The sequence below is a fragment of the Alishewanella jeotgali KCTC 22429 genome, assembly GCF_000245735.1.
GTDB classification, from domain to species: Bacteria; Pseudomonadota; Gammaproteobacteria; order Enterobacterales; family Alteromonadaceae; genus Alishewanella; species Alishewanella jeotgali.
The window spans coordinates 1-1483 of record NZ_AHTH01000061.1 but is presented as its reverse complement, the minus strand read 5'-3'; the positions used below and the strand labels follow the sequence as shown (position 1 = coordinate 1483).

Here is a 1483-nt window from a genome sequence, read left to right as displayed (position 1 = left end):
AACCCGAAGTAGCCTTTCCAACCCAGCATATAGCGACGTAACCCAGCAATGACTTCACTTAGGCTGCGCCCTGTCTGTCGGCGTGTTAACTGCTTTACCCGTGTTTTGAAAACGCATCAGTGCCGCTTCAGATACCGCGCGTTTAACCTCGCCTCTTCGGGTTCGCCACAGGCTGTACCCTAAGAATTTTCGGCCAAACACGCTGCCTACCGCACTTTTGCTTTCATTCACTTGCAAACGCAGTTTCGCATAAAGCCTGCGCAGCCACGCCATCACCCGCTCTCCCGCTTTCTGACTGCGGACATACACATTGCAGTCGTCTGCATAACGGGCGAACCGATAGCCGCGTTGCTCTAAGGCTTTATCAACCTCATCCAGTAGCACATTCGCCAACAACGGCGAGAGCGGTCCACCTTGTGGTGTGCCTTCTTGGCGCGTTATCACCACGCCATTAGCCATGATGCCGGCGTTCAGATAAGCCCGGATAAGATGCAGTACGCTTTTATCGTCCAGCCGTTTGCTCAGTCGGTCCATCAGAATGTCATGGTTCACCCGGTCAAAGAACTTCGACAAGTCAACATCAACGACTATCTGGTAGCCTTCCTGCACATAACGTTGCGCGGCTAATACCGCGCTCTGGGCCCGTCTGCCAGGTCTGAAGCCATAACTGTGCTCACTGAACTGTGGGTCCAGTTTCGGTTGCAGTACCTGAAGTAACGCTTGTTGGATGAGTCGGTCCGTCACCGTTGGGACACCCAGCTCGCGCTCGGTGCCATCACTCTTCGGGATACCGACCCGGCGTACCGGTTGTGGACGATAACTGCCGTTTAGCAGCTGCGCTTTGATAGCCGGCCACTGCACCTTAAGGTGCTCTGCCGTCTGTGCTATCGTCAGACCATCTACTCCGGCGCTACCTTTGTTCGCTTTAATGCGTTGCCACGCTAAGCGCATGTTCTCCCTCGCAAGCGCCTGCTCAAGCAAGCTTTGCCCTGTGTGTTTGAACTGTTGTTGCGGGAATACCGTTTCATCACGGGTAGGCATCAACAAGGCTTCACCTTGCTTTTGCTTACCTCGCTCCAACTCTTTGGACATCTGATGCATGACGTTATTCATCAACAACGCGTTTCACACTCCTTCTCGTTCGGCCCTTCGTGTTATCCACTACTACGGCCTCTGCTGACTTCTCGCTCCGTATCACTACGTCGCCCTTTCAGGCATGAGGCGAGATCTCCCCAGGTAAGAACGCATTCCTTCACTGCACAACCGCCGGATTTACGTCACAAGCTTTGGCTACAAGAGCTTCGCAGAATTATGCCTGCTCGCCCTGCTCAGTCACGCCTCATATCCGATTCTTGTTCATCGGCTCGCAGTTTCGCTCCACGCTTCCTCCCCACAGTCCGTCGCCGTTCTGCAGTTGCGCTTCACTTCATTCGCTGTAGCCAGCTTATGGGAGGACTTGCACCTCCAAGAATGCGCCCATGCT

Annotated in this window: 1 protein-coding gene and 1 pseudogene; both read right to left on the bottom strand. The window is 54.2% G+C overall.

Annotation, left to right across the window (positions count from 1 at the left end; genetic code table 11):
- Positions 1-59, bottom strand: a pseudogene (locus tag AJE_RS19035) (hypothetical protein); the annotation flags it as partial.
- The gene (gene ltrA, locus AJE_RS19030; protein WP_237709386.1) at positions 55-951 is read right to left on the bottom strand and encodes a group II intron reverse transcriptase/maturase; all 897 of its coding nucleotides are present in this window, start codon (positions 949-951) and stop codon (positions 55-57) included. The pseudogene AJE_RS19035 and the gene ltrA, both read right to left, overlap by 5 nt.
- Positions 952-1483: the final 532 nt, after the last annotated feature.